This is a genomic window from Lysinibacillus alkalisoli, from assembly GCF_014643595.1.
GTDB lineage: Bacteria > Bacillota > Bacilli > Bacillales_A > Planococcaceae > Metalysinibacillus > Metalysinibacillus alkalisoli.
Genome location: NZ_BMJT01000004.1, coordinates 1 through 18,924, shown reverse-complemented (window position 1 = coordinate 18,924; position 18,924 = coordinate 1). Strand labels below are relative to the sequence as shown.

Sequence of the window (18,924 nt, the reverse complement as noted above, 5' to 3'; positions counted from 1 at the left end):
TATAATATTTTTGCATAATAAAAGAGACGCCTCTAACCTCGACCGCTAGAGACGTCTCTTTTTCACAAAGGGGATGGGAGAAATGTTCACGTTCAAACAAAGGGGTGTATGTTTGTTTTGTGATTTATTTCACATTCATTACTTTATCATGCATATAGCCAATATGCAACCATTTGTATATGGTTTCACAAATTCGCCATAGATAAAACGTTTTCATAACTAATAGACCTAAAAAACCCAAAAAATGTCTGACAACCGTATATTGTAATGGTTGTCAGACATGTAAATCATTATTGTAATAATAGTTGTTCTAATTCATTTAATCGCTCTTCAAATACAGCACATGCTTCTTCAATTGGTGTTGCTTCATTCATATCAACACCTGCTGATTTTAATACTTCAATTGGATAATCTGAGCAGCCTGCTTTTAAGAAATTATTAATGTAACGCTCAACAGCTGGCTCTCCTTCTTCAAGAATCTGCTTGCTTAAAGCAGTTGCAGCTGATTGTCCCGTCGCATATTGGTACACATAATAATTGTAATAGAAGTGAGGGATACGTGACCACTCTAAACCAATTTGCTCATCAATCACAATATCGTCACCAAAGTACTGTTTATTTAAATCATAATAGATTTTTGTTAAACCTTCTGCTGTTAAAGCCTCACCATTTTGATCCATTTGATGAATAATATGTTCAAATTCTGCAAACATTGTTTGTCGGAACACTGTGCTGCGGAAACCGTCTAACCATAAATTTAATAAGTAAATCTTTTGCTTAGGGTCTTCAACTGTCTTTAATAAATAATCATTTAATAATTCTTCATTACATGTTGAAGCTACTTCAGCAACAAAAATAGAGTAGTCACTATAAATAAATGGTTGATTTTGACGTGAATAATAACTATGCATACTATGACCAAATTCATGTGCTAATGTGAATAAGTTATTGACATTGTCTTGCCAATTCATCAACACATATGGATATGTTCCGTATGTTCCTGACGAGTAAGCACCGCTTCTTTTCCCTTTGTTTTCTAAAACATCTACCCAGCGATTATTTAAACCTTCTTCAACGATGGATTGGTACTCTTCACCTAATGGTGCAAAGCTTTTTAACATGATCTCTTTTGCTTCTTCATAAGGCATTGGCATATCTACTTCTGGCACTAGTGGTGTAAATAAGTCATACATATGAAGCTCATCTAAACCAAGTACTTTTTTACGCAATGCTACGTAGCGATGTAATAATGGCAAGTTTTTATGAATTGTGTCTACTAATTGGTCATATACCTTTTCTGGAATAAAGTTATTGGACATTGCAGCATGGCGTGCCGATGAATATTTACGAATACGTGCATTCACATTATCGCGCTTAACTTGCCCTGCTAATGTTGAAGCAAATGTATTTTGAAATTTTTCATATGTGGCATATAAAGTAGTGAATGCACCAGCACGCACATCACGATTTTTGCTCTCTAACATAGTAATGTAGTTACCATGTGTAAGTCGCACTTCCTTGCCTTCATCATCTTTTACTTTAGGGAATACTAAATCAGCATTGTTTAACATACCAAATGTGTTAGATGATGCATCTGTGACTTCTGCTAATTGTGCTAACAAGGCTTCTTGCTCTGCTGGTAGTACATGAGGGCGTTGTAAAGCTAACTCATCTAAATATTGTTTATAAAGATGTAATGCTTCACTTTCATTTAAATAAGCGGTTAATTGCTCTTCCGTTAAAGCTAAAATCTCTGGCGTTAAAAAAGCTAATGCTGAAGATACTTTAGCTGCTAATGCATTCATACGACTATTCATACCTTGATATGTACTATTCGTTGTATCTTGGTCATAACGCATATGTGCGTAATTGTATAATACCATTGTACGGCGATATACCTCGTCATGATATTGTAAAGCACTTAACAAAGCTTGTGCGCCATCTTGTAATGTGCCTGAGTAATTGGTAGCATCTTCAAGTAACGTATTAACAGCTTGATACTCTTCCTCCCATTTATCATCTGTAGCAAAAATAGCTTCTAGGTTCCATGTAAACTCTTTTGGTACTTCATTACGTGTTAATAATTCTGACATTATTATTGCCTCCTTCATCTAAGGTGAATTTGCATTCATCTATACGTATTTTCCCAAAATATAACCGTTATTGCAAATAATCTGTTAATTTTTTATTATGTTCAGTGTTTAACCTTGATAAATAGCGTGTCATCTCTTGCATAGCTATAGGAATATGATTTGTAAAATGCTGAAGAAAAGGCTCTAATTCCACATCATAAATGGTTTGGTCATTTAATTTTGCTGTGGCATGTAAGGCACTTTGCCATACTACGGGAAATGGTAAAACACTCTGCCAGGCCGTAGGGACTCCTATGTATTCGGGTAACTCAAATAAACTGATACGCAAAGTATAACAGCTGAGAAAGAGTATATTATTATGACGTTTGCCAAAACGCCACTCATTTTGAAGGTATTGTTGCTTTGCTTTCATAAAAATGGTGGTATACGTTTGTTCATCAAGCGTACTTAAAGGTGATGGTATAAAAAAGGGAAATTGTTGACGATTAAGTGTGATGTATTGTGGCTTAACAATATGTTGTTTACCATATAAGGCTAAAATATTCGTTAAATAGGTGAATTTTTGCGTATGTGGATGGTAAAACATGAGAAAAGGAATATGTTGAGTAGTGAATTGCATGCCAGCCTTATACATTTTTTTAAGGGGATATTTTGTCATGCGTTGTGGTAAAGGTGGTGTAAGGAATAGCCAGATAGGAATAATGTTTTGTTGTTGATAACCTTCTGTACGTCGTGTAAGTTGCTCCACACTAATTGGACTACATTGAAACTCAATAGCATATTGCTGGTCTTTGATTGTAACTAGAATGTCTGGCCTTTGCATAAGTGCTGGCAACAAAGGCTCTAATTCCACATAGCCAAAAGATTGCAACCATTTGTATAATTGCTGTTTACCAAGGAGATGTATGGCACTTTCTCCTTCTGTAAACCCTGTGCATCTTTTGCTTTGATGGGCAAAATGAGGCGTAATTTTTGTACCTATTTTTAAAATAACCCGCTTCCCACATTGTGGACAGAAAAAAGTATTGTTTTGAAGTGCTAATAATTGCTGAGTCGTTTGTTCTACTGTATTAAGTAAACCTTGATGATACTTTGCGATTAACACCCTCTCAACCTCCTTACACGGAGGATACCATAATACTAACCATTAACCAATATAAGTAGGCAAAATTCTATTTTCCGCTAAATACAACAAGTGGTAAGGGAATAATCCCTTCACCACTCATTCCTTTCAGATGTGTTGTATTGCGTTTTTTAACCACTTATACACAAACCGTTATGTAATAGCTGCTTTATTAGCCATTCGTTACAACTAAAAACACACAGGGCTCTGCTGTATCATTACGCCAATAATGGGGACGCATTGAATTATAGAAGGTAGATTGCCCTTCTTGCAAAATAAATTTTTCATTTTCTAATGTAATGCATACCTCCCCTTTTAATACATAAATAAATTCATGACCAGCATGTTGAATATTTTCACCTCGATTTTCAAAAGGTTTTAACATTATTTTTAATGGTTTAAAACTTGCATCTTTTACATTTTTGGATAAATCTTCATATGTAAACGGTAACATCTCTTCTTGCTCTTCTTCACCATTAAAAAAGGCGCTTGGATGAATATGCAATGCATCCGCAATTTTACGCAAAGTTTCAAGTGTGGCGCTACTTTTATTCAGTTCTACTTGTGATAAAAAACTGATGGATACGCCTGTTTTTTCAGATAATTCTTTCAGCGTCATTTTCTCTCTTTTACGTATATTTCGTACTTTTTGTCCTAATGATTCTCCCAAATTCTTCACCTCATTTATATTTATTATACAAAATATTATCTAAAAAATAATTGACAGATTATTTAATACTATTATACAGTGAATTAAAGTATTACTTCAATTTTCAACTTAGGGGTGAATGTATGGACAAAAAACAAGAACGTAAAATATGGATTGCTAGCTTAGTGGGGAGTTCCATTGAATGGTTTGATTATTTCCTATATGCAACTGTTGCGGGATTAGTATTTAATCAAGTATTCTTTGTAGCTGATGATCCAACAGTAGGTCTTTTATTATCATATGCTTCACTAGCATTAGCATTCTTTATCCGTCCGTTTGGTGGTATTATTTTTAGTCATATTGGGGATAAGATTGGACGTAAAAAAACATTAATTATTACATTAACATTAATGGGTGGCGCTACATTTTTAATGGGCTTATTGCCAACCTATCAAGCCATTGGTGTCGCTGCGCCTATCTTATTAGTTACATTACGCTTAGTTCAAGGGTTAGGCATTGGAGGCGAATGGGGCGGTGCGTTATTACTTGCTTATGAGTATGCGCCACCTGAAAAACGTGGGTTATACGGTTCAATTCCACAAATGGGCGTAACTATTGGTATGTTCTTAGGTACAGGAGCATTAACCTTCATTACATCTTCAGTATCTCAAGAGGCATTTATTTCATGGGGATGGCGTGTACCATTTATTTTAAGTGCTTTACTCGTATTATTTGGCTTTTGGATCCGTAAAGGTATTGATGAAACACCTGACTTTAAAGAAATGCAAGCTTCTGGTGATGTTGTAAAAGTGCCACTTATCGAAACATTAAAAACACATTGGCGTGAAGTATTAATTTCCATTGGCGCTAAATTTGTTGAAACAGCACCATTTTACATTTTCGGTACATTTGTTATTTCTTATGCACCAAAGTATTTAGGCTTTACTTATGCAGAAACGTTAATTGCTGTTATGATTGCTACTGTAATCACAACCATCTTAATTCCAATTATGGGTAGTTTATCAGATAAAATTGGCCGCAAAAAAATGTATGTGTATGGTACGCTTGCTATGTTCTTATATGCATTCCCATACTTTTGGATTTTACATCAAGGTACATTTTTAGCTTTACTTATCTCAACTATCATTGGTTTAGGTGTGATTTGGGCACCCATTACAGCTGTGCTTGGCACTATGTTCTCAGAGATTTTTGACGCTAAAATTCGTTATACAGGCATTACACTAGGTTATCAATTTGGCGCAGCAATCGCTGGTGGTACAGCACCATTAGTAGCTACAGCTTTACTGGTAAGATTCAATGATTCATGGACACCTATTGCTATTTACATCATGTTAACTGCTGTCATTTCACTTATTTCAGTAGCTGCTATTAGAAGTTTAAAGAAAGAAGCAAAACAAGAAGTAGAAATCGCTAAGGAGTGGTAATTTGTTAGTTTTTAATCAAAGTATAATTCAAAAACATTACGGCATGGCTGATGCTATTGATGATGTAAAAAAAACATTGCGCGCAAAAAAGAATGGTTTAATTGATGCGCCAGAACGTACAGTTGTTAACGTAGAGGAGTACGATGCTTCCGCTCTTTACATGCCATGTTTAAATTTAGATAGCAAAATGGCTGCAATGAAAGTTGTATCTATTTTCCCAACTAATGCAACAAAAAACTTACCAACAACACAAGGTGCTATGTTATTGACAGAGATGGAAAGTGGGCAACATATTGCTTTAATGAATGCCTCTTACTTAACTCGTTTACGCACAGGTGCTCAATCTGCCATTGCTACAGATCGTTTTGCTAAAAAAGATGCAGATACATTAGCTGTTATCGGCACAGGTGGTATGGCCTTTGAACAAGTACTAGGCATTAATGAAGTGCGCGATTTAACGACGATTTATTTATACAACCGCACAAAAGAGAAAGCGTTTACTTTTAAAGAGCGATTAGAACATTTTGGTGTGAAAGCTACAATTATTGTTGTTGATAGCGCCGCTGAAGCAACTACACAAGCTCAAATTATTAATTGTGCTACACGCTCAACAGAGAGCGTTATCTTAAAAAGTGACGTACAAGCTGGTACACATATTAATGGTGTAGGTTCTTATTTACCAGAGATGCGCGAAATTGATACTGCTTTAATTACAAATGAGCAGCAAATTATTGTAGATGATGTGGAAGGCTTTAAACATGAAGCAGGTGAATTTATCGCTGCCGTTAAACAAGGTACATGGTCATTTGATAACATCTTTGCCTCTTTAGAAGATGTTGTAACAGATGAGTCACTCACACGCCGCGATGACAATGTCATTACCATCTTTAAGTCGGTAGGTGCATCTTACTATGACCTTGCTGTCGCTGAAGGCACTTATCGTGTCGTTAAACCTTACGGGGAAACAATTACAGTCGAATAGTAACATGAAGCAGGCATTGACGATATTTCGTTAATGTCTGTTTTTTATAGACGATGCTCATAAAAATAGACAAGTTTAAGACCGCTATCGATGAGCGACTTAAACTTGTCTTTTAAACAGCTTATATTTCATGTTACATGCTATACAAAGTGTGTTGTTACAGTTTCAAAACAATGGTCTAACATAACCGCTACACCATACTCTTTTAAATAATACGTCGTCATTTCACTTGCTACAATATATTCACTAATAATCGCATCATACTTCGCTAAATCATTTGCAGATAACGTTTCTGTTGCTAATACGAGATAAAATTTATTTTCGAATGTGTAGAGTGACGTCGTTAACTCATCTTTCATTAAGCGATGTGCTAATGGTACAAGTTCATCAATATCATCAAAGACATAAACGATGGCATCTTGCTGTAATTCTGCATCTTCTGCCGCATCCGATTTATAACCATAATGCTCTTCACTGAAAAGCATATCTTCAATTAGTAGTTCTTCCTCATCTTGTTCGAAAATAGAGGTAAACATTTTTTCAATTTCTTTCATAGCATTTGAGCGTGTTACAACAATCTCAACCCCTGCGTCCATGCCACGCACATATGCCCACATTAGCCCTTCCGCTTCTAGATATTCTTGCTCATCTGCTTCTTGTAATACTTCCATAAATAACTCATCACTTTTTGCAGGATTCAGCCATACGGTATTGCTATCGTAGCCTCTTTCTTCAATGTCATGATTTGTTAAATATAACTTAATTGTATTATCGTTTATGCGTTCGATATTCATATACGCCAACTCCCTTCACATGTAAGTAGGATATGCTATCTCCATTGTAATGCTTTTTGACCAAAAAGAAAAAGATTTGCTATATAAAAAAAGACGCTATGCATAGCATAACATCTTATCTATTTTATTTAGTTTACCATCTTTTGTGCTTCTTGCAACTGATAAGCACGAACCTTACGTGGTAAGAAACGACGGATCTCGTCTTCATTATAGCCTACCTGTAGGCGCTTCTCATCTAAAATGATCGGACGACGTAATAAACCAGGATGCTCTTGAATTAATTCATATAAATGTTGTAGTGGCAAACTTTCGACATCTACATTTAATTTTTGGAATATTTTAGAACGAGTTGAGATAATCTCATCTGTTCCATCTTCAGTCATGCTTAAAATTTCTTTGATTTCGCTGATGCTTAAAGGCTCAGCAAAAATATTACGCTCTTTATACGGAATTTCGTGTTCCTCTAACCATGCTTTTGCTTTACGACATGAAGTACAACTTGGAGAAGTGAATAATGTAACTAACATGTTTGACACATCCTCTCATTCATTTTATTTATGCATCATGAATCATTTTATTTATAATTACTATAATTTACTCGCTAGCTTTATTATAATATACAAAACGTCATTTGAATATAGTTCTATGTGAATTTTTTGCGACTTATTCAATTTTTTATAAGTTTCAATTCTCTTTTACTTATATTTTTTATCATTTACAAAGGCTCATCCCTTATTTTCCCTTTTATATATCTTCTAAACCTGTAAAAAAAATAAAATATTCATTCTCAATTGAAATTTGTTAATCGAGAAGAAAAAATGACTACTACTACTTATTACGTTCTACTTTATAGAAAGTTTCACTTGCTTTTTATTTCGTAGGTCACTTATAATTTACTTTACATAATGAAAACGGTGATGAAGAGTAGTACATTATAGTTGTGATGGCAGAGAGTGTATGGTTGGTGTAAATACATATCTACTATAATGGAATGGACTTCGGAGTTAATAAGGTGAACATCTAGTAACTTTATTCGTTTCCTCGCGTTAAGAGGCTCAAGTGGCTAATTTCTAGCAAGCTGGGTGGTACCGCGGATTGTAAAACATCATTCGTCCCTTCTATATTTATAGAGGTGATGCATGATGTTTTATTTTATTAACGGAGGGATTTTTCATGAAAAATATTTTCTCAGGTGTACAACCAACAGGTGTGATCACGCTTGGTAACTATTTGGGCGCTTTTAAACAGTTCCCAACATTTCAAGAACAAGGTAATACCGTGTATTGTATTGTTGATCAACATGCCATTACTGTTCAGCAGGACCCGAAAGAATTACGCGAAAATATTCGTAAATTAGCAGCAACTTATTTAGCCACAGGTATCGACCCTAATAAATCTACTTTATTTATTCAATCGGAGGTACCTGCACACGCACAGGCTGCATGGATGATGCAATGTGTGGCTTCTATTGGTGAGTTGGAGCGCATGACTCAATTTAAAGACAAGTCTGACGGTAAAGACATGGTCTCAGCGGCATTATTAACTTACCCACCTTTAATGGCAGCAGACATTTTACTGTATAACACAAATATTGTACCTGTAGGCGAAGACCAAAAACAGCATTTAGAGTTAACTCGTGACCTAGCAGAGCGCTTTAATAAACGTTACGGCGAGACTTTCGTCATTCCTGATATTCAATTACCAAAAGCAGGTGCACGTATAAAATCCTTACAAGACCCATTAAAAAAGATGAGTAAATCTGACCCTAATGCAAAAGCAACGATTAAATTACTTGATACACCTAAACAAATTGAAAAGAAAATTAAAAGCGCAGTCACTGATTCAGAAGGTATTGTCGCATTTGATGTTGATAATAAACCAGGCGTTTCTAACCTCTTAACGATTGAGTCTGCTATTTCAGGTGTTGCTATTCAAGATGTAGTAGCAAAATATGAAGGGCTTGGTTATGGTGCTTTCAAAGCGGGAGTTGCTGAAGCTGTTATTGCAGATTTATCCCCTGTTCAAGAACGTTTCAATGCATTAATCCATTCTGCTGAACTTGACCACATTTTAGATGAGGGCGCTGCAAAAGCTAATGCCATTGCTTCTAAAACTGTACAACGTATGGAAGCTGCGATGGGATTAGGCCGCAAACGTTAATATACCCACAACCCTATATTATTAAATAAAACCTACGGAAAATATTTTCCGTAGGTTTTACTCTGTTTATTTAAAATACTTTAACACTTTACCGCTCTTTGTATAAGCACTACCTGCATTCATTGCACTTGCTACAAAAATTGCCTCTGTAATTTCTTCCTTCGTTGCCCCTAATTTCTTCGCTTGTTTAACATGTGTATCAATGCAATATGGGCATGCCGTAACATGTGTCACAGCAACAGCAATTAACTCTTTATCTTTTTTAGATAGCGCACCTTCTACCATCACGCTATTTGTGAAGCCAAAGAAGGCTTGAAAATCTTTTGGCGCTGCTTCTTTCATTGCCATCGTGTTCATTAAATACGATTTTTTAAATAGCTCATCATCTGTACTTTCATCATAAGCTTGATACGCTAATGCACCATGAGCAAAACCAGCACCAGCCATCGCTGCTGTAGCAATCATTAATGCCTCTCCAACTTCTTCTTGTGTTGCACCCGCTTTTTGTGCTCCTTTAGCATGTAACTCTAAACAAAATTCACAACCTGTAGCAGATGCACAAGCAATAGCCATCACTTCTTTTAATTTATGAGAAAGCGCACCTTCTTGAAAAGCCACTTCATTCCACTGTTGGAATGTTTCACTTTGTTTTGGTGTTAATGTTTTAAATTTACCTAATTGTTGCATCGTCTCTAGCATTAATTTTCTACCCCTTTACTCATGTATTACTAATAATATACCCTACAAGGTATATAAAAGCTACCCTTTTATCTTAAAACAACAATTATAAGCCCATCGCCGTCATATGAAGTTGTCATAAGGCGCAACAACACAAGTCATACTAGATCTACGTAAAAGTAAGCACAAACTCTCTAAGGAGTCACACCAAGTCCTCAAGCCTCCATAAAACATAAAAGTGGTAAAGGGAAATGCTCTCTTCCCTTTACCACTTTTTTACGCTTTATTTATATACGTTTAAACACTAAACTTGCATTATGCCCACCAAAGCCTAAAGAATTGCTCATTGCATACTCTACTTGCTGTTCGCGCGCTTCGTTTGCCACATAATCTAAATCACACTCTGGGTCTCTATTGTGTAAATTGATTGTTGGTGGTAGAACGCCTTCTTTTAACGCCAACGCCGTAAAGATAGCTTCTACACCGCCCGCTGCACCAAGTAAATGACCTGTCATCGATTTTGTTGAGCTCATAGCTAACGCATAAGCATGGTCACCAAATACAGATTTAACCGCTAATGTTTCGTATAAATCATTGTACGGTGTACTTGTACCATGAGCATTAATATAACCTACTTGTGTCACATCCACATCGCCATCTGCTAATGCTTGTTTCATAGCGCGTGCTGCGCCTTCACCTTCTGGAGCGGGTGCTGTAATATGATAAGCATCTCCCGTAGCACCATAACCGACGAGCTCTGCATAAATTTTTGCACCACGAGCTACTGCATGTTCGTACTCTTCTAAAATCACAATACCTGCTCCTTCGCCAATAACAAAGCCATCACGCTCTTTATCAAATGGACGAGAAGCCGTTTTTGCGTCTGTGTTTAACGACAATGCGGTACTTGAGCAGAAGCCTGCTACTGCCATGTTAACAATTGGTGACTCTGCACCACCTGTAATCATCACATCTGCATCACCACGTTGAATTACTTTAAAAGCATCACCAATAGAGTTTGTGCCTGATGCACAAGCTGTTACTGAGCACGAGTTAATACCTTTTGCGCCAAAGTGAATAGATACTTGACCAGAAGCCATATCAGGAATCATCATCGGTACAAAGAATGGGCTCACACGACGAGCGCCACGCTGTTGAAATTTTAAATACTCTTGTTCATATGTTTCCATACCGCCAATACCTGAGCCAATCCAGACGCCTGCTCTTGGTGCTAGTTCTTCAGAGATCTCTAAATCAGCATCTTTCATTGCCATAATAGAAGCTGCTAATGCGTAATGTGTAAAACGGTCCATACGACGCGCATCTTTTTTCTCAATAAAATCTTCAATAACAAAATCTTTTACCTCTGCGGCAATTTTAGCAGGGAAGTCATCTGGATTTAAACGCGTTAAAGGCCCTACACCAGATTTACCTGCTTTAATATTTTCCCAAGTTGTTGCTAAATCATTTCCTAAAGGTGTTACTGCACCTACGCCTGTCACTACTACTCGTCGTTTCATTATACTCTCTCCTTTATTTCCCCCATTTAATAACCATAGCGCCCCATGTTAGACCGCCACCAAAACCTACAAAGACAAGTGTATCTCCATCGTTAATTTTACCTGCTTGAATTTCATCATACAAGGAGATGCCAATAGAAGCAGCCGATGTATTTCCGTATAAATGAATCGTTTTTGACACTTTATCTGCTGGTAAACCTAGACGCTCTTGAGCCGATTCAATAATGCGTATATTTGCTTGATGTGGCACTAAAAAATCCACATCTTCTTTCGTTAACCCTGCTTTTTCAATCACACGCATTGCTGCATCACCCATTGTGCGCACCGCAAACTTAAATACTTCTCGGCCATTCATTGCAATTGTGCGTTGTGGCGTTAAATATAAATGCTTACCACCACTACCATCTGAGCCTAGTTCAAACGATAATACACCGCGTCCCTCACTCACATTACCAATTACAGCAGCACTTGCACCATCGCCAAACAAGACGGCTGTGTTGCGATCTGTAAAATCAATCACTTTTGATAATTTTTCAACGCCCACAATTAATACATAATCGTAAGCACCATTTTGAACAAACTGTTGTGCTGTAATAATGCCATACATAAAGCCTGCACATGCTGCCCCAATATCCATAGACGCTGCATTTTTAGCACCTATAGCATCTTGTACCATATTCGCTACACTCGGGAATGGTTGATCTCCTGTAACCGTTGCTACTAAAATCAAACCAATTTGCTCTGGTGTAATATTTGCCTCTTTAATAGCATCCTTTGCAGCTGCAATAGCTAAATCAGATGTTTCTTCATCATCTGCAGCAAAGTGGCGTGCTTCGATCCCTGTTCGTGTACGAATCCATTCATCATTAGTATCCATTATTTTTTCTAAATCAAAGTTTGTAACAACCTTTTTTGGAACGTATTTTCCTAACCCAATAATACCTACACCCATAAGGTAATCCCTCTTCCTAATATCAATTGTTAGTACCTAGTACTAATTATAAACTACATTTTTTTTAAACTCAATAATTGTTTTTGACGCAAAGTATTCATTTTTTTTATCTTTATAGTATGCTATTATAAGCTTATATGTACAAATTGTACGATTAAAATCGTTTAGTATGAGGTGAAATAAACATGCAATACATCGTTACATTTTTCTGGTCGTTTTTATTAGTATCAATGTTAAATTATGTTGTTAGTTCTGTATTAAATGTACCTTTTGACTTTCAGTTAGGTGCTATTGTATCTGTTGTCTTCGCAATTTTAGTATTTATCGTTGCAGCAGTTATTCCAAGTGAATCTACACCTGAAACAGGCGGTAGCGAAGCATAAAAAAAGAATCGAGCACAATGCTCGATTCTTTTTTATTTTGTTACGATACATGCATCATCTTGCATACGGACATATAATGTATCACCAGGCAATACATCTCCTTGTAACAATGCCTTTGCTACAGCGGTTTCAATATGGCGTTGGACGAATCGTTTGAGTGGGCGTGCTCCAAATTGTGCATCAACACCTTCTGCTACTACCCAATCAATGACCTCATCATCCACTTGTAATGTAATTTCTTGCTCAGCTACACGCCATTGTAATGCCTTCATATACTTCCAAGCAATTGCATGGAAATGTTCATTTGATAATGCATGGAATAAAATAATATCATCCACACGGTTTAATAATTCTGGTTTAAAATGTTGACGTAAAGCCCCCATAATGACTTGCTCTAAATCATCGTTAGGTTTTTCTTGTACATCTAATAAATATTGTGAGCCGATATTCGATGTCATAATAATGACTGTATTTGTAAAGTTTACGAGGCGGCCTTGGCTATCCGTAATACGACCATCATCTAAAATTTGCAATAAAATATTAGCCACATCCGGATGGGCTTTCTCAATCTCATCTAATAAAACAACAGCGTACGGGTTTCGTCGGACAGCTTCTGTTAATTGCCCACCTTCTTCGTAACCGATATAGCCTGGAGGCGCACCCACTAAACGAGATACACTATGTTTTTCCATATACTCACTCATATCAATGCGAATAAAATGTTCTTCTGAGTCAAATAATTGTGCAGCCAACGCTTTAGCTAATTCCGTCTTACCTACACCTGTTGGCCCTAAAAATAAGAAGGAGCCGATTGGTTTATTCGGGTCTTTAATACCTGCTCTTGCACGCCATACCGCTTCTGTAACGAGTTGAACAGCATCATCTTGCCCCACAACACGCTCCTCTAACGTTTCTTTTAAGCGCAATAACTTTTCTCTTTCACCTTCAACTAATTTCGTTACAGGAATACCCGTCCAGCGAGAGACAATTGCCGCAATCTCTTCGGATGTTACTTCCTCACGTAAAATGCGTGTCCCTTCTGTATCTTGCTCTAAGGCGTCTTCTAATGTTTTAATTTCTTTTTCTAATGTAGGAATTTTACCATGGCGTAATTCGGCTGCTTTATTTAAATCATATTTAGCCTCCGCGTCCTCTAATTGACGGCGATACTCATCTAACGTCTCACGCTTACTTTGAATGTCTTGTAAAGCTGACTTCTCTTGCTCCCATTGTTTACGCAGACCGCTTGATGAGTCTTTTAACGCTTGTAACTCCTCTCGCAATTGTGCTAAGCGCTTTTGACTGGCAGCATCTTTTTCTTTTGTTAATGCTTGTTCCTCAATTTCTAGTTGCATAATACGGCGCGTTACTGCATCAAGTTCTTGTGGCATGGAGTCAATCTCTGTACGTATCATTGCACAAGCTTCGTCAATTAAATCAATTGCTTTGTCTGGTAAAAAACGATCTGTAATATAACGATTAGATAGCTCTGACGCTGCAACAATCGCACGGTCATGAATGCGTACACCATGATGTAATTCAAATCGTTCTTTTAAGCCACGTAAAATAGATACAGTATCTTCAACTGATGGCTCACGCACTAACACTTGTTGAAAACGTCGCTCTAATGCAGGGTCTTTTTCAATATACATGCGGTACTCATCTAAAGTTGTCGCACCAATGCAATGTAGTTCACCACGAGCTAACATAGGCTTTAACATATTGCCTGCATCCATTGCGCCATCTGTTTTACCTGCCCCAACAATAGTATGGATCTCATCAATAAATAAAATAATACGTCCCTCTGCCTCTTTTACTTCTTTTAATACACCTTTTAAACGTTCCTCAAATTGCCCACGGTAACTTGCACCTGCAATCAATGCACTCATATCTAACTCATATAGTAAACAATCCTTTAATCCCTCAGGTACATCGCCCTTTACAATACGCTGCGCTAAGCCTTCGACAATAGCCGTTTTACCTACACCTGGTTCGCCGATTAAAACAGGGTTGTTTTTTGTTTTTCTTGTTAAGATACGAATGACATTGCGAATTTCTTCATCACGCCCAATAACAGGGTCCATCTTACCCGTTTTAACGGACTCAACAAGATTACGTCCAAATTGCTCTAATGGTTTTTTATCATCTGTTTGTTGAAATTGCATAACATTCTCTCCTTTTACACCGTTATTTTTAAAGTTTGACTATCTTTGACTAATAATATTTTACAATGCCTCCTTGTATTTTGCAAAGGAATCGCCTCTAAATGCTCATCGCTTTTTCGCTCCTTTATATGCTACTATTGGGGGAGACACTAGCTTAGAAATGAAAGTGAGCTGAAGCATATGACAGCGACTACTTTACAATATGTAAAAGATATTTTTGAGACAGAAGGTTCACGTATAACACTTCATAAAGGGCAAAGACTCCCCTTAGATACCACATATCTTGCCTCTATCTTATACATACAACAAGGTGCCATCCAACTAACACAAGAAACAATGGGGGGTAAAGAGTTAACAACACGCATTTGTGGCGCTAACAGCATTATTGGGAATACAGCATTATTTGCTGAAATACAATTCCCCTCATCCTGTGCTACTGCCCTGCAAAATAGCACTGCCTTTGTGCTTACTAAAACAAGTTTAGAGGAACGGCTAACGCTAGATCCTGCAATTATGATGGAATACATGCAATGGCTACAACTCGAAAATGTGAAACATCAAAGCATGTTGCGAGACCTAGTACTGCATGGAAAAAAAGGGGCACTATACTCTACCCTTATCCGCTTAGCTAACACCTATGGCATAAAACAACACGATGCCATTATGATTGATCTAGCTTTAACGAATACAGATTTAGCCAACTTATGTGGAACAAGTCGTGAAATGGTTAACCGCATGCTAAATGAACTCAAAAAATATCATATTTTAACTTTTACTAAGGGACAAATTATTATTTATGAATTAGAGGCTTTAAAAAAAGCTGTAGATTGTGAAAATTGTCCTTTAGCTATTTGTCGCATTGATTAAGAGATAAAAAGAAAGAACGACGGAAAATTCATTCCGTCGTTCTTTCTCTAGTTTGCACTTTGTATTAACGTACACCAAGTGCAATTTTAGCATAACGAGACATCATATCTTTTGACCATGGTGGATTCCATACAATATTTACTTCTGTGTTCTTTATTTCTGGCAATTCACCTAATGCGGTTTGCACTTGATCTACAATAACAGGAGCCATAGGGCAACCCATTGATGTAAGCGTCATTTTTACTGTAGCAGTACCTTCTTCATCTAAGTCAACATCGTACACTAAGCCTAAATTGACAATATCAATTCCTAACTCAGGGTCAATGACATTTTCTAATGCGCCTAACATACTTTCTTTCATATCTGCATCCATTGCACTCACTCCAATCCTTATAACATAATCATAACAGAACTGTTACAGCGTTGCCAAAACTTTGTCTTTGACGCGCTTGTTGAGAAAAGGTACGATTCTGTATAGAAAGAGAGGGATTTCGTCATGACTACGAAACAACATTTAATCGTTTTAGATTTAGACGGCACACTACTTACAGATGCACAAATCATCTCACCACGCACAAAAGAAATGATTCAAAAAGCACAACAACAAGGCCACCTTGTAATGATTGCTACAGGCCGCCCTTACCGAGCAAGTGATGTTTATTACCATGAGCTTGGGTTAAACACACCAATTGTCAATTTTAACGGGGCTTATGTGCATAATCCAAGTGATCGTAACTACCGTGTAGACCATACACCTATTGATTTAGGTGTGGTGCATGATGTTGTGTCTTCTGTTAATCACTTTGAAGTTGAAAACATCATTGCTGAGATTAAAGATGATGTTTATATCCATAGAGATGATGAGCGCTTCACGCAAATTATTAACATGGGTAACCCGAAAGTCATTAAGGGAGATTTAGCACAAACACTACCTGCCAACCCTACAACAATGCTTATTCAAGCACATGAGGCACGCGTTGCTTCCATCCGCGATCATTTAGAAGAAGTACATGCGGAATTAATTGATCATAGACGTTGGGGTGCTCCGTTCCATATTATTGAAGTTGTTAAACAAGGACTGAATAAAGCTGTAGGACTGTCCCGCATTGCGCAAGAATTCGGCGTACCACGCGACCGTATTATCGCTTTTGGAGATGAAGATAATGACTTAGAGATGATTGAGTATGCTGGTGTTGGTGTGGCAATGGGCAACGGGATTAGTGAATTAAAAAATATTGCTAATGAAATTACAAAAACAAATAATGAAGACGGGATCGCTCTCATTTTACAAGACCGCTTACGTTTGAAATAAAAAAATGAGGCCTATGATTTCAGCGTTTTCAGCAAAAAAAGAGAAGTTGGGCGCACGCCACTTCTCTTTTTATTTTTTATAGATTGTCGCTGATTCATTATGTTTTCATAAGTTCACAATCGTCAGCTTAAGCACTTACTTAAAGAGACTTTTATCTACTCTTGAGAACAGATTCAATGTTTTCTTTATATTGATTTAACACTTCTTCTCGTAAAAGATTGTTACTCTCCACTAAATCAGATGTGGTAACCGTATCAATCGCTCTACTTGTATTTAGTACATTTTTTAGTTCATTTGGATTTTGTAAAGAAAACTTCCCATTATTCCCGTTTGTAATATAATATGTGTTATCGTTTAGACCACTCTCTTGTGAACTACTCGCCACTTAGCTAAACCTAATGGTTCTTAACACTTGAAGTGGGAGCTTCTTGGGAATAGAGCATACTTGATAGCGTATTTCTTTACTCACAGCGGTGTCTCTTATTTACCAAGCTATCCCCGTAGTTCCTACGGTTCTTGATTGTATCTAAGTTAGTGATTGTATTCTCAGACCTTCGATCAGAATATTAATACTCGCGTTGATATCTCGGTCATGATAAGTATGGCAAATAGGACAAGTCCATTCCCGAATATCGAGTGATTTCTTGCCATCTTGATGTCCGCATGCTGAACAAATTTGGCTAGACGGAAACCATTTACCTACTTTCACGATTTTCCGTCCGTACCAGTCAGCTTTGTATTGTAACTTAGTCACAAAGCTTGACCAAGATACATCAGCTATACTTTTGGCTAGTTTATGATTACGCAACATACCTTTTGTGTTTAAGTCTTCCATACAGATAACATCGTGATTTTTGATAATTTCTGTACTCAACTTATTCAGAAAATCAGTACGTTGGTTCACTACTTTCTCGTGCAAACGAGCCACTTTACATTTTTGTTTTTGATAATTTTTAGCTTCAAACAGATTGATACCTTTCTGTTTAGCTAATAAGGCACGTCTTGACAACTTACGTTGTTCACGTTTGAGTTGCTTTTCCATTTTGGACGTGAATGTATTATTATCAATTTTTTGACCGTCAGAAAGAATCGCAAAGTCCGTAATCCCTAAGTCAATGCCTATTGCAGAATTAGATTTAGGTAGTTCGCTAACTTCCTCTTTGCATAACAAAGAAACATAGTATTTGCCACTTGAGTGACGTGATATTGTAGCAGACTTGATAAGCCCTTTTGGTTGTCTATGAAGTGTCATTCTGATTAAGGATTTCAATTTAGGCACTTTGATAAATTTATTATCAATCAAAGATACTGTGCCATTTTGATTATTCGTTGTATAACTTTGGACAGGATTTTTCTTACTCTTGAAACGAGGAAATCCAACAGATTTATCACGAAAGAAATGCTTGTAAGCTTTGTCTAAATTGAGTTGGGCATTGGCTAGTGCGAGGCTATCCACTTCTTTCAAGAACGGAAATTCTTTCTTGTATTTTGCGGGTGTTGGAAAACGCATTTTTTTAGATGCATCTTTTTTAGTTTCTTCGTAAGCTTTTATTCGATCATCAAGCATTAGATTGTAGACCTTACGGACACAACCAAAAGATTTGGCAAAGAAGAGCTCTTGTTCCTCTGTTGGATATAATCTGAATTTATAGGCTTTTAGTCGTTCCATAAGGCGCACCTACTTTCTATTTATGATTGTTTCCTTGATTTTGAATATATTGCTTAATCACATCAATTGGCGCACCACCAGTCGTCAACAGGCAAAAACTTTTAGACCAGAACATTTCTTTCCAAAGCAATT

19 protein-coding genes and 1 other annotated feature are annotated in these 18,924 nt (G+C 36.9%); of the genes, 6 read left to right on the top strand and 13 right to left on the bottom strand.

The window, feature by feature from the left end; genetic code table 11:
- Positions 1-290 precede the first annotated feature (290 nt).
- The 3 genes from pepF to IEW44_RS06435 form a co-directional block, all read right to left on the bottom strand.
- The gene (gene pepF, locus IEW44_RS06445) at positions 291-2,093 is read right to left on the bottom strand and encodes an oligoendopeptidase F (RefSeq protein WP_188614232.1); all 1,803 of its coding nucleotides are present in this window, start codon (positions 2,091-2,093) and stop codon (positions 291-293) included.
- A 67-nt stretch (positions 2,094-2,160) separates the two neighbouring features.
- Positions 2,161-3,198 carry a competence protein CoiA gene (locus IEW44_RS06440; protein ID WP_188614231.1) on the bottom strand — a complete coding sequence of 346 codons (1,038 nt, stop codon included), beginning with the start codon at positions 3,196-3,198 and terminating at the stop codon, positions 2,161-2,163.
- A gap of 190 nt (positions 3,199-3,388) precedes the next feature.
- A complete protein-coding gene (locus IEW44_RS06435) occupies positions 3,389-3,886 on the bottom strand; it encodes a helix-turn-helix domain-containing protein (protein ID WP_229704180.1) in 498 nt (165 codons plus the stop codon).
- Between the two features lie 122 nt (positions 3,887-4,008).
- On the opposite strand from IEW44_RS06435, the gene IEW44_RS06430 reads away from it, so the two are divergent.
- Both IEW44_RS06430 and IEW44_RS06425 read left to right on the top strand, forming a co-directional pair.
- Positions 4,009-5,310, top strand: coding sequence for an MFS transporter (locus tag IEW44_RS06430; RefSeq protein WP_188614230.1), 1,302 nt, complete (start codon positions 4,009-4,011; stop codon positions 5,308-5,310).
- 1 nt (position 5,311) lies between these two features.
- Positions 5,312-6,292 (top strand): ornithine cyclodeaminase family protein, encoded by a 981-nt coding sequence (locus tag IEW44_RS06425; protein WP_188614229.1) that lies wholly within the window; start codon positions 5,312-5,314, stop codon positions 6,290-6,292.
- Between the two features lie 140 nt (positions 6,293-6,432).
- On the opposite strand, the gene IEW44_RS06420 is transcribed toward IEW44_RS06425, so the two are convergent.
- Positions 6,433-7,086 carry an adaptor protein MecA gene (locus IEW44_RS06420; protein WP_188614228.1) on the bottom strand — a complete coding sequence of 218 codons (654 nt, stop codon included), beginning with the start codon at positions 7,084-7,086 and terminating at the stop codon, positions 6,433-6,435.
- A gap of 128 nt (positions 7,087-7,214) precedes the next feature.
- A complete protein-coding gene (gene spxA / locus IEW44_RS06415) occupies positions 7,215-7,613 on the bottom strand; it encodes a transcriptional regulator SpxA (protein ID WP_188614227.1) in 399 nt (132 codons plus the stop codon).
- Positions 7,614-7,991: 378 nt separating this feature from the next.
- Positions 7,992-8,206: a binding site (T-box leader), on the top strand.
- A gap of 53 nt (positions 8,207-8,259) precedes the next feature.
- Between spxA and trpS the strand changes: the two genes are divergently transcribed.
- The gene (gene trpS, locus IEW44_RS06410; protein WP_188614226.1) at positions 8,260-9,246 is read left to right on the top strand and encodes a tryptophan--tRNA ligase; all 987 of its coding nucleotides are present in this window, start codon (positions 8,260-8,262) and stop codon (positions 9,244-9,246) included.
- 66 nt (positions 9,247-9,312) lie between these two features.
- On the opposite strand, the gene IEW44_RS06405 is transcribed toward trpS, so the two are convergent.
- From IEW44_RS06405 to IEW44_RS06395, 3 genes are all read right to left on the bottom strand, one after another.
- Positions 9,313-9,945: a carboxymuconolactone decarboxylase family protein gene (locus IEW44_RS06405; protein WP_188614225.1), complete on the bottom strand. Its 633-nt coding sequence runs from the start codon at positions 9,943-9,945 to the stop codon at positions 9,313-9,315.
- Positions 9,946-10,211: 266 nt separating this feature from the next.
- Positions 10,212-11,447: a beta-ketoacyl-ACP synthase II gene (gene fabF, locus IEW44_RS06400; protein WP_188614544.1), complete on the bottom strand. Its 1,236-nt coding sequence runs from the start codon at positions 11,445-11,447 to the stop codon at positions 10,212-10,214.
- A gap of 10 nt (positions 11,448-11,457) precedes the next feature.
- A complete protein-coding gene (locus IEW44_RS06395) occupies positions 11,458-12,396 on the bottom strand; it encodes a beta-ketoacyl-ACP synthase III (protein ID WP_188614224.1) in 939 nt (312 codons plus the stop codon).
- A gap of 185 nt (positions 12,397-12,581) precedes the next feature.
- On the opposite strand from IEW44_RS06395, the gene IEW44_RS06390 reads away from it, so the two are divergent.
- Complete coding sequence (locus IEW44_RS06390; RefSeq protein ID WP_188614223.1) at positions 12,582-12,779, top strand: YjzD family protein; 198 nt, start codon at positions 12,582-12,584, stop codon at positions 12,777-12,779.
- Between the two features lie 32 nt (positions 12,780-12,811).
- On the opposite strand, the gene IEW44_RS06385 is transcribed toward IEW44_RS06390, so the two are convergent.
- Complete coding sequence (locus IEW44_RS06385; RefSeq protein WP_188614222.1) at positions 12,812-14,944, bottom strand: ATP-dependent Clp protease ATP-binding subunit; 2,133 nt, start codon at positions 14,942-14,944, stop codon at positions 12,812-12,814.
- Positions 14,945-15,124: 180 nt separating this feature from the next.
- Between IEW44_RS06385 and IEW44_RS06380 the strand changes: the two genes are divergently transcribed.
- Complete coding sequence (locus IEW44_RS06380; protein ID WP_188614221.1) at positions 15,125-15,811, top strand: Crp/Fnr family transcriptional regulator; 687 nt, start codon at positions 15,125-15,127, stop codon at positions 15,809-15,811.
- A 64-nt stretch (positions 15,812-15,875) separates the two neighbouring features.
- On the opposite strand, the gene IEW44_RS06375 is transcribed toward IEW44_RS06380, so the two are convergent.
- Positions 15,876-16,184 (bottom strand): metal-sulfur cluster assembly factor, encoded by a 309-nt coding sequence (locus IEW44_RS06375; RefSeq protein WP_188614220.1) that lies wholly within the window; start codon positions 16,182-16,184, stop codon positions 15,876-15,878.
- A gap of 123 nt (positions 16,185-16,307) precedes the next feature.
- On the opposite strand from IEW44_RS06375, the gene IEW44_RS06370 reads away from it, so the two are divergent.
- On the top strand, positions 16,308-17,123 hold the full coding sequence (locus IEW44_RS06370; protein ID WP_188614219.1) for a Cof-type HAD-IIB family hydrolase: 816 nt from the start codon (positions 16,308-16,310) through the stop codon (positions 17,121-17,123).
- 151 nt (positions 17,124-17,274) lie between these two features.
- On the opposite strand, the gene IEW44_RS06365 is transcribed toward IEW44_RS06370, so the two are convergent.
- The 3 genes from IEW44_RS06365 to IEW44_RS06355 all read right to left on the bottom strand — a co-directional run.
- Positions 17,275-17,508 carry a hypothetical protein gene (locus tag IEW44_RS06365; RefSeq protein WP_188614218.1) on the bottom strand — a complete coding sequence of 78 codons (234 nt, stop codon included), beginning with the start codon at positions 17,506-17,508 and terminating at the stop codon, positions 17,275-17,277.
- A 141-nt stretch (positions 17,509-17,649) separates the two neighbouring features.
- Entirely contained in the window at positions 17,650-18,792 is a 1,143-nt protein-coding gene (tnpB, locus tag IEW44_RS06360) for an IS200/IS605 family element RNA-guided endonuclease TnpB (RefSeq protein ID WP_188614217.1), read from the bottom strand.
- Positions 18,793-18,808: 16 nt separating this feature from the next.
- A partial coding sequence (locus IEW44_RS06355) for a transposase (protein WP_188614216.1) occupies positions 18,809-18,924 on the bottom strand: 116 nt, incomplete at its 5' end.

What these genes read in the sequence shown, in the direction of transcription:
- IEW44_RS06420 (WP_188614228.1), bottom strand. Translation starts at nt 7,086, where the DNA reads ATGAATATCGAACGCATAAACGATAATACAATTAAGTTATATTTAACA.
- trpS (WP_188614226.1), top strand. Translation starts at nt 8,260, where the DNA reads ATGAAAAATATTTTCTCAGGTGTACAACCAACAGGTGTGATCACGCTT.
- tnpB (WP_188614217.1), bottom strand. Translation starts at nt 18,792, where the DNA reads ATGGAACGACTAAAAGCCTATAAATTCAGATTATATCCAACAGAGGAA.
- IEW44_RS06380 (WP_188614221.1), top strand. Translation starts at nt 15,125, where the DNA reads ATGACAGCGACTACTTTACAATATGTAAAAGATATTTTTGAGACAGAA.
- IEW44_RS06390 (WP_188614223.1), top strand. Translation starts at nt 12,582, where the DNA reads ATGCAATACATCGTTACATTTTTCTGGTCGTTTTTATTAGTATCAATG.
- IEW44_RS06395 (WP_188614224.1), bottom strand. Translation starts at nt 12,396, where the DNA reads ATGGGTGTAGGTATTATTGGGTTAGGAAAATACGTTCCAAAAAAGGTT.
- IEW44_RS06385 (WP_188614222.1), bottom strand. Translation starts at nt 14,944, where the DNA reads ATGCAATTTCAACAAACAGATGATAAAAAACCATTAGAGCAATTTGGA.
- pepF (WP_188614232.1), bottom strand. Translation starts at nt 2,093, where the DNA reads ATGTCAGAATTATTAACACGTAATGAAGTACCAAAAGAGTTTACATGG.
- IEW44_RS06375 (WP_188614220.1), bottom strand. Translation starts at nt 16,184, where the DNA reads ATGGATGCAGATATGAAAGAAAGTATGTTAGGCGCATTAGAAAATGTC.
- spxA (WP_188614227.1), bottom strand. Translation starts at nt 7,613, where the DNA reads ATGTTAGTTACATTATTCACTTCTCCAAGTTGTACTTCATGTCGTAAA.
- IEW44_RS06430 (WP_188614230.1), top strand. Translation starts at nt 4,009, where the DNA reads ATGGACAAAAAACAAGAACGTAAAATATGGATTGCTAGCTTAGTGGGG.
- IEW44_RS06405 (WP_188614225.1), bottom strand. Translation starts at nt 9,945, where the DNA reads ATGCTAGAGACGATGCAACAATTAGGTAAATTTAAAACATTAACACCA.
- IEW44_RS06370 (WP_188614219.1), top strand. Translation starts at nt 16,308, where the DNA reads ATGACTACGAAACAACATTTAATCGTTTTAGATTTAGACGGCACACTA.